Consider the following 9,236-nt stretch of genomic DNA (forward strand, 5'->3'; position numbering starts at 1 on the left):
CTACTTTCTTTTTTTAGTTGCATAAATTTCCCTTTAGTGCTGGAATAGTAAAGCGGGGTAGACAACCCTGTCACAACTCACACTGATAGCTAAGGGGGCGTGGCGGAATGGCAGACGCTACGGACTTAAAATCCGTTGACCTTAAACGGTCGTGAGGGTTCAAGTCCCTCCGCCCCCATAAGATACTTTAAAAACCTACGCTAACAGCGTAGGTTTTTGTGCTTTAATTACGTGTTTACGTGTTTACGTGTTTTCTCCGATTGCAATTGCCTACCAACTTTTCCATTGAAATAGCTATAAACTATCCCGGAATATTACTCAGAAATTTTCCTTTCTCGAACCACCCTACCCGTAATTTTACGGATGTTTGTTTACCACATGTTTACGATAAAATTGCACAGAAATACTCTACTGTACTAAAACTTTTTAAACTATAGTTCATACTATATAACACCTAATTCGAGCGCGAACAAAATCGCTTCCTAAATGGAAAGGCATTGTATGGTTAAGCCTACTATCTTCGATGCTACTGGTTCGTCCAGCGAAGCACAAACTGCAAGCAATCTTACCTCGCGGCAAACAAGCAAATTTGAAGAAGCACAGGAAACTATATATGCTTACTTGTTAGACATTATTAAGCAGTGGTCGCCTGAAAACGTTTTGAAGGAATTCAGATATTTATTTATTCAAGATGACGACCCAATCAACTCCAATGTCATCCGCTCTATATATGAAATTGTGTTTGCCAACGATCGCCAAGAATTTCATTATACGCTCAAACGGTCGTGTTATATTCTCGTCAATAACTGGGTTTCTAAAAGAAAATTTAAATACATACAACAGCTACTGGAAATTCTAACCGATCCAATTACTAAGCGAAAGTCTCTTTCGCCAATGGTCGATCGCTTAAGAAGCTGGATACAATCTTTTGCTAAAAGCGACGATTATCAAAAATTAGAATTGTATGCTCAGGCTAAATTTCAAGAACACGCTCGTTGGAATTCTCGCTACGCACCAATCTTGCTCTCAACTCAATATAACGACTTAAGAAACCCAATCGAACAACGAGAAGCAGCTAGAAATAGAGCATTACAACTACGGTGTAGATTTAAGTTTGACTTGGCGATGTATATGGCACGGTTTGAATCTGCTGGAATCGACAGCCAAATTCAAAATCCGACAGATGTGGGAGATGAGATTCTCCGAGTCATTAAGCTCATTGTAGCTAAACGCGATACTTATAGCTATACAAACATGGCTAACGTATTTAGCAAAACAACTCAAGGACAGAACTACAAAAAGTTTAAGCAAAGTTTAAAAGACTATCTACTTTGCTATGGAGAAAGTGAGGAGTTTTCTGATACCTTAAAACTCAATTTATGGCATAAATTAGATTCGTTATATGAAACCTGGCACGATCAGACGCTAACCGATACAATGTTGCTGAAAACATGCAACAAACTGATAGACTATTTAACAACAGATAAGCGAAAACAGCCTTCACTGCTACTAGAATCATTAATATCGCAAGGTAATCCGCTTACGGTTGTCATACTCTTATTGAAGATTGTCTTAATTTGTCAACCCGCACGAATACGTTTGGAAGCTTGTGTTGCCGATTTAATTATGTATTATGAAAAATCTCCAGAAAATTGTGCTTGGATGACTAATTTTATTGAAATTTTCACTATCATATTTGCAATTTATGCAGACAATATGACAATATCAGTTAAATGATATCTTATTAACTTTGTCGAACATTTGTAGGATGAGCAATGCTCACCTGATTTTTATCAATATTTGTAGGGCAAACAATATCCACATAGTTATAAAAGTATTTATTATTCGCCAATGATTGAAAATTGCTACTATCTATCATTCATCATTGATGATTTGCAGGTAACCAACCACCAACTATCAATTACCAACGATCGATCTCTCATTTACCCAAGCTAATCCCGCTCCAGCAGCTTCAGCAGTAATACTAATAAAGCGATATAAAGCGATCGCGCTAATGACTGCACCAGTAGAAAAACTGTGTTGCAATAAAGCGATCGCCGTGACTTCAAAGACTCCTAAACCTCCAGGCGCACCAGGAATTACTAATCCCAAGACCCAAGCTAAACTAAAAGCAGCAAATAATAAAGGAATACGCTCTATTGATAGCGGAATTATAGCTAGTAAAGTTAGTAAAAAACCCGTTCCTCGCAATCCCACGAAACCCAATTCTCCCAATAAAGGTCGCCAAGGGTAGCGTTTAATTTGGCAAAGAACGCGATCGCTTGTATTTGTAGTCGATTTAAATTTCATTCGACTGAGCAACCGCATCGCCAAGTTTAGCAAATGAGGGTGAATTGCTAACAATACCCCAGCTAAGACAAAAAATAGTAACAATTGGATATAACTTTGAGTTAGAGCGATCGCCGATTGGATTCCTAGCAAAGCCAACACGATTGCGGCAGCCGCCATTAATAAAGGTTCTAACAATACGCTTAAAGCTGCTATGCTGGTAGGAATACCAGCAGTTTTTGCCGCAGAAATTCGACCGTAGTAATGCCAGACATTCCCTGGTAAATATTTAGCAATATTTGTTTGCAAATAAACTCGCACGAATTGAGGAATATTGACGGTCTGATTGAATTCCTCTAATATCCAAGTCCAGACCCATCCAGACCAGATATGGGCGAATAGAGTTACACCTAAAGCGGTCGCTAAAGTTAGCCATCCTAAAGTAGCAATCCGAATTGCTGCTACTTCTTGCCAATTGTTTTTGAAAGCTGTTATTAAGAAAAACAAAGTCCCGCCTAGTATTATCCAGCGCAAGTAAGGTTTCAGGCGTGACAAAATGTGCTGCATTCAGTTTCCAATGCGAATCTCTCTTGAGTTAGAAACAAATTGAACTATAGCGATTGCAAAATGCACCCTTTGCTAGAGGTAGCGATCGTTCGTAAATGCCTAAGATTAGCAATCGTTGGTCAAATTCGAGCCACTTTATACAATAACGCCAAAATGCTCTTGACACATATATAAGTAAGTCTAATTGAAAGCATGAAATTTAGCACGCGGCTGAGATTAACAGTTCTAGTGTTTATTGCAGCACTTAGACCAAGGGCATTTGGCGAACTGGTTCAGTAAATAGGAGGGTTTTATGCAAAAGTTAACTACTTTGTTCAAAAAACTAAGATTGCGCCAAGTGCTGACGGTATGCTTGGTTAGCGTATTGCTGGTCTTCAGCACAGCTTGTAGCAATGCAACGACAGCCCAAGGTACAAATCCGAACAACCCTGCTGTTCAAGCGGGTGGAAACAACAATCCTCACAAAAATCCTGGGGTTAACTACAACAACGTAGATAAATATACTACCGATCCCACAGTTAAAGAGACACCCGATAAATCGCCAACTAATCGCGCTAGTTTAGATGGATATTCTCTGCTTGTAGCAGCTAACAGCGAAGGACTTCTTTACCCTGGAGCAGAAACCCCAGCCGGTAGAGCAGAAAAAGAAACTGAATTACCAATCAAAACAGCGAAAGACTTTAAACAACCCGAAGCAGGCGGGTTGAACCAAAGAAATAAAGATTTAGGAGAGCGGCTCGGTAACCGTTTAGAAAAGGTGCAAGAAGCTTTTAAAGAGGCATCGGAGTTTACTCAAGAAAAAGCAGCAGAAGCTAGCAGAAGACCAGAAGCTCAAAGCAATCCTGCTTTAGGTCAATAGGTTCTAATCGAGTAGCAAAGTTTTGTGGCGAAACAAGAACAAAAAACATCTTGCTCTCACAAATAACTCTATCCAATTAAAGGGAGTATTAACATGAACAGGATCGTAACTGCTGTGAAAAAAGTCCATCTGGGACGAATTTTAGTCACCTGTATGGCAGGAATTTTACTCTTTGTTAGCACTGCTTGCTCTAGTTCTGTACAAGCAAAGAGTCCTGATGCAGGAGTTGTGACTGGAAGAAGACAGGATGTTCCTGCTGGGAAATTAGCCGTCCCAGGACAAAAGAATCCTAGACCAGAAGTTCCAGGTGGTACGGCAACTTCTCCCGATCGCGGCGTGGTGAACAAGTTTGAGGGAGGACCGACAATGAATGAATTTAGCGATGTCGATCCTAGAGCCAGAGATTTAGAGAAGGCAGCTAACAAAAAGGCTAATGCCTTAATCGAAAATGCCGAGCGCAACGTCATCGACCAAACAAGTGATGTTGGCGAAAACACCAAGCGAATTCTAGGTAAAAAAGGAGAGAACGCTGAAGATTTCGGTAAGAATGTTAGCCGAAATACTGAAAATCTCCAGGACAAGCTTAAAGGCACTGCCGAAGACCTAGCAAAAGGTGCGAAGCGCGGTACGGAAAATATTAAAGACAACACCTCTGATGCCCTACGAGGAGCAGACAGAAATGTCAGCCGTGCTGCTGAAGATGCCAAGGATACAGCTAGAGATTTAGGCAAGAGCGCGCAACGCAAAGCTGACGAAGCTGGACAAGCTGCCAGAAATGCAATTGACTAATTATCTCACGTAATTTCTGTTGCTAAGGGCGAGCACAGGCTCGCCCTAATTTTTTGCTAGAAACAAACTCAGTGACTTGACTAATTTACTCAATTTCTTTTCTATTGAGAACCACACAGTAAATAGAAGCCATTTGGTTAAAACGATGAAAAATTTGTTCTAGCCAGTGAGAATCGGCGTTTGGAAATAATTGCTGAAGTCCCACAAAAGTAGAATATTCCACGATCGCAAGTTCAAGTGCAATTTTTTCGTCAATTTGTCCCATCTCACTATTGCGAATTCTTTTCGTACCAAGCTTGCAGCGCTAATCGATGAACTTCTCGCCAAGCAAGATCGTGCTGTCGAGCAACTTGCAAACAATCTTCGTATTCTGGCTGGACGTTAGTAATTTGACGCTCTGTGGCTGTACCAGTCCAAGCAATTTTAACTCGCACCGTACCGTATTTAATGGTTACAGATTGGATTTCGCGCTGTAAAGCCAGCCGTTGTTGAGTATAGCGGCGAATACCTAAAGTTGTAGTTTCTCGAAAGACGATCGCCTCAAGATCGGTTACCTTGTCAGGGTGGCTAATTACAGTGAGCAAAATGCCAGGGCGAGATTTTTTCATCCCAATTGACTGCGTAAAAACATCCAACGCTCCAGCCGCTAGCAGCGCCTCCAAGACGTAGCCGATCGCCTGGGGGTTAAGATCGTCGATCTGGGTTTCCAGTACCGCGATCGCCTCTAAAAATGGGCTAGTATTTGATTCTTGTAGGGGCGCATCATGCAACGTCTCCAAACCCAGCCACAAGCGCAGAATATTAGGGATTGGTAGATTAATGGAACCCGCACCCTGTCCGATCCGCTGTATCGTCATAGCAGGTGGAGAGCCAAAATCTGTAGCTAAAGTGGTGGCGATCGCGGCTCCCGTAGGCGTAACTAATTCCTTTTGGATACCATTGCTATAAACTGGACAAGTGCGCATTTCCCATAACTTCAACACCGCTGGTACGGGAACCGCCATCAGTCCGTGGGCGGCTTTAACTGTCCCGCCTCCCGTGGGTAAGGCAGAACAGTAAATTTTATCTATCCCCAACCAATCCAAACCCAAGCAAGTACCGACAATATCTACAATTGCATCCACCGCACCAACTTCGTGAAAATGAACTTTTTCTGGCGCAATACCATGCACTGCTCCCTCAGCAACAGCTAGCTGACGAAAAACAGCTAAACTCCAAGCTTCAGCACGAATCGGTAAATTAGCTTTGAGGATTAAATCTTCAATCTCCGGCAAATGACGACCGTGATGATGGGTATGATGGTCGTGGCGGTGATGCTCGTCACCTAATAAATCGACATGAAATTTTGTTGCTAACTGCCCGTTACGGTGGACGGAATCAACCCTGAGTTGATATTCCCGTTCGATTCCTAAACCCTTAAGCCGTTCTTGTAAGTATTCTAGCGGCACGCCAGCATCTACCAGCGCTCCTAAACACATATCACCAGCAATGCCAGTAGGACATTCGAGGTAAGCTAGTTTTGTCATAAGTTAGTGGTGCGTGGTGCGTGGAGAAGGCAAGAGGCAAGAGGTAAGAGGCAAGAGGCAAGAGACAAAAGATAAAATTTTGACTTCCGACTTCTTCCTTGGTCTTTCTCCACTTCCAACTCCCGACTCCCGATTCCCGACTCCCTCATTATGGCTATAGTCTACACAATTCATCCCGACAATCCTCAGACTCGCACTGTGGAAGAAATTATTGCAGCGCTGCGCGATGGTGCAGTCATGCTGTATCCCACTGATACCGTCTACGCGATCGGCTGCGACCTTAATTCTAAATCGGCGGTGGAGCGAGTGCGCCAGATCAAACAGCTATCAAATGATAAGCCGCTAACTTTTTTGTGTCCTTCTCTCTCTAATGTGGCAACTTACGCGATCGTCAGCGATCCTGCTTACCGGATTATGAAGCATTTAATCCCAGGATCTTATACTTTTCTGCTCCCTGCCACCAAGCTCGTACCGAAATTAGTCCAAAATCCTAAGCGCAAAACAACGGGAATTCGAGTACCAAACCATAAAATTTGTGCTGCTTTATTAAATGCTTTGGGTAATCCTATTATTTCTACCTCAGCTCACTTACCACAAAATGGCAACGGGCGCTCTGCTCCAGCTGAAGCTAACTTATCGCGAGTCGAGTTATTCGATCGCCTAGACAAAATAGTAGACGCGATCGTCGATAATGGCTCGGAGCCAGAACATGAAGTCTCGACAATTATTGACATGACGACAGACGAACCAGAAATTATCCGCCAAGGTAAGGGCTGGGAAGCTGCCGTAGCATGGGTTTAGAAGGGAGCAGGGCGCAGAGAACAAATGACAAATGACCAATGACCAATAACTGAATTGACTCATCGAAAATTCTCATCAGCCGAATCGTGCCATTAAGTGTATTGTTTTGCTAAGTTAGTCTTAACATATTGAAAAGAAAGTCTTCCCTCAGATCGCTGCGATCGCTCCAAATTAAGTTCCAATTGCGGAATAGGTAACGAGTGATACACAGATATAAGTGGGCAGTATGTTAGAGAAATTAAACGAACGTCTATTCGTTCTGAGGCGGTTATGGCTGTCTATTGTGCCCAGACTTCTAATTCATTGAGCCAGCAGTTGCAGAGAGTTTTTCAAACAATTGATGCTGAAAGTTGCCCGCTAACTTTCAACTTCCACATGCACACGGTATATTCTGATGGTAGGTTAGAACCGGAAGAAGCAATCGAGCAAGCAATTTCAATCGGGCTGCGAGGATTGGCAATTACCGACCACCATACTATAGCTGGGTATCGAGCTGCTCAGCGTTATTTAGCCCAATGGCAACTGCATCATCCAGATTTAGAAGACTGCGTGCCTCAATTATGGAGTGGAGTTGAGATTAATGCCGGATTGTTGGATACAGAAGTGCATATTCTGGCATATGCATTCGATCCTCAACACGCACGTATGCAGCCCTATCTCCAAAGACGTACTGCAACCGGAGAAGCATATTGTGCTGCTAGCATTATTAGTGCAATCCATGAAGCAGGGGGATTAGCAGTGTTAGCTCACCCAGCTCGCTACAAGCGATCGCCTTTCGATCTTATTACTGCTGCTAACCAACTGGGAGTTGATGGGGTAGAAACATATTATGCCTACAACAATCCCCATCCCTGGCGACCTAGCCCGAAAGAAACTCAACAAGTATGCGCTCTGGCGCAACAGTACCACTTGTTAAATACCTGCGGTACGGATACCCACGGTCGTAGCCTGCTCCAGCGGCTGTAACTAAGGATTAGAAGGATTAGACTTCAAAATTCTGAAACTCCTGTACGGGCGGGTTTAGCAAAAGATTCAGGACTAATAAGAAGAGAGCTACATTCAAAACCCGCCCCTACGACTTCTGGCTTGCTAATAACTGGTCACTGGTCACTGGTCACTGGTAACTGAACTTGTTCCCAAGCAGTCCCCTTATAACCGTAGGCGAAAATTTCTGGATGGAGAATCTCGGCTAGAATTTCTAATGAATCGACCAGCCGTGGACCCGGACGATTGAAATAAGCGTTACCGTCCGTAGCATAGACTCTGCCACTTTTAACTGCTCGTAGATGCTGCCATTCTGGGCGCTGCGTTAGAGGCAAAATTTCTGTCTGGGTACGGTTGAGGTCAAGACCACAAGGCATGACCACAATAATACTTGGATCGGCAGCTATCAGGTTTTCCCATCTTACTTGAGCAGAAGCCTGACCAGAAACACTAAATAAGGATTGACCCCCTGCGATCGCCACTAGTTCAGGAATCCAGTTACTTGCTACCATGAGAGGATCGATCCACTCAATACATACGACTGTTGGTAATTCCGACACCGATAGCCCGCGAACCTTTTGTCGACAAACTTCAATCCGCGACTGAATATTTTCAATTAGTCTATTTGCATCGACTCCGAGCGTCTGAGCTACACGCTCTATATCTGCCCACACGTCTGCTAAAATGTTGGGTTGAAGAGAGATGATGTGAGGTTGAGAATGCGTTAGGTTAGCAACTGCTTTCTCTACTTCACCCAGACTTACAGCACAAACATCGCACTGGTCTTGAGTGACTATGTGGGTTGGCTGTAACTGTTCTAAGAGTTCTGTTTCAATTTGGTAGATGCTAAGTGCTGACTGGATTAGTTGATTGACATCCTGATGAATCTCAGCGCTACTACCATTAGAATTAATTCGCGCCCGCGTACAAGCCGGACGATCGAGTATTTCTGGAGGAAAATCGCATTCATGCGATCGCCCGACCACCGCGTCTGTTAGACCCAATGCTGCTAAAATCTCGGTAGCACTAGGAATCAGCGAGACTATTCTGAGATCTTGCTTTTTCATCAGTCGCTCCTACATCTCAACTTGAATCCTGTCACTTCAACGTTAAACTAGGTTTTTAAGCAAAAAATTATACAATTAGCACAAATATTTATTAACTATAATCAAATTCTACTTGAGATGGCACTGCTATTAATCAATCTCTAGTATTACATCCAAATAGTTGATGGGAAACTCTTATAGATCGCCTCTTGACGCTAAAAAGCTATTTGCTTTCTAATCAATACTCCGGACAGTTTTTGGCTGAAGTAGTAGACAGAAAAGCTATCGAACCGATAGAGTGCCTCTTAGAACAAACAAGCACGAGTTCGATAGCTGTATGGAAATTATACAAAGCTTACTGAAAAAGGTGGGCAT

Annotated in this window: 9 protein-coding genes and 1 tRNA gene; 6 read left to right on the forward strand and 4 right to left on the reverse strand. The window is 43.0% G+C overall.

The genetic code is table 11. From position 1 onward, the window contains the following. The first annotated feature begins 93 nt into the window (after window positions 1-93). Both ACRC32_RS25480 and ACRC32_RS25485 read left to right on the forward strand, forming a co-directional pair. Window positions 94-178: transfer RNA gene (locus ACRC32_RS25480), tRNA-Leu, on the forward strand. Between the two features lie 323 nt (window positions 179-501). Continuing rightward, complete coding sequence (locus ACRC32_RS25485) at window positions 502-1,737, forward strand: hypothetical protein (RefSeq protein WP_438556595.1); 1,236 nt, start codon at window positions 502-504, stop codon at window positions 1,735-1,737. A gap of 180 nt (window positions 1,738-1,917) precedes the next feature. Here ACRC32_RS25485 and ACRC32_RS25490 read toward each other — a convergent pair whose 3' ends face one another. After that, complete coding sequence (locus tag ACRC32_RS25490) at window positions 1,918-2,856, reverse strand: lysylphosphatidylglycerol synthase domain-containing protein (protein ID WP_438556596.1); 939 nt, start codon at window positions 2,854-2,856, stop codon at window positions 1,918-1,920. A 292-nt stretch (window positions 2,857-3,148) separates the two neighbouring features. Here ACRC32_RS25490 and ACRC32_RS25495 point away from each other — a divergent pair, with 292 nt between their 5' ends. Then, a complete protein-coding gene (locus ACRC32_RS25495) occupies window positions 3,149-3,715 on the forward strand; it encodes a DUF6658 family protein (RefSeq protein WP_438556597.1) in 567 nt (188 codons plus the stop codon). Between the two features lie 93 nt (window positions 3,716-3,808). Then, window positions 3,809-4,504, forward strand: a complete 696-nt coding sequence (locus tag ACRC32_RS25500) for a hypothetical protein (protein ID WP_438556598.1) — start codon at window positions 3,809-3,811, stop codon at window positions 4,502-4,504. 85 nt (window positions 4,505-4,589) lie between these two features. Here the strand turns inward: ACRC32_RS25500 and ACRC32_RS25505 are convergent, their stop codons facing one another. Further along, window positions 4,590-4,769 (reverse strand): hypothetical protein, encoded by a 180-nt coding sequence (locus ACRC32_RS25505; RefSeq protein ID WP_438556599.1) that lies wholly within the window; start codon window positions 4,767-4,769, stop codon window positions 4,590-4,592. A gap of 4 nt (window positions 4,770-4,773) precedes the next feature. Continuing rightward, complete coding sequence (gene larC, locus ACRC32_RS25510; protein ID WP_438556600.1) at window positions 4,774-6,030, reverse strand: nickel pincer cofactor biosynthesis protein LarC; 1,257 nt, start codon at window positions 6,028-6,030, stop codon at window positions 4,774-4,776. Window positions 6,031-6,180: 150 nt separating this feature from the next. Between larC and ACRC32_RS25515 the strand changes: the two genes are divergently transcribed. Then, complete coding sequence (locus ACRC32_RS25515; protein ID WP_438556601.1) at window positions 6,181-6,831, forward strand: L-threonylcarbamoyladenylate synthase; 651 nt, start codon at window positions 6,181-6,183, stop codon at window positions 6,829-6,831. 270 nt (window positions 6,832-7,101) lie between these two features. After that, entirely contained in the window at window positions 7,102-7,797 is a 696-nt protein-coding gene (locus ACRC32_RS25520) for a PHP domain-containing protein (RefSeq protein WP_438556602.1), read from the forward strand. Window positions 7,798-7,931: 134 nt separating this feature from the next. On the opposite strand, the gene ACRC32_RS25525 is transcribed toward ACRC32_RS25520, so the two are convergent. Beyond that, window positions 7,932-8,882 carry a cobalamin-binding protein gene (locus tag ACRC32_RS25525; RefSeq protein WP_438556603.1) on the reverse strand — a complete coding sequence of 317 codons (951 nt, stop codon included), beginning with the start codon at window positions 8,880-8,882 and terminating at the stop codon, window positions 7,932-7,934. Between the last annotated feature and the right edge of the window lie 354 nt (window positions 8,883-9,236).

It is taken from the genome of Chroococcidiopsis sp., assembly GCF_051657925.1.
Classification (GTDB): domain Bacteria; phylum Cyanobacteriota; class Cyanobacteriia; order Cyanobacteriales; family Chroococcidiopsidaceae; genus Chroococcidiopsis.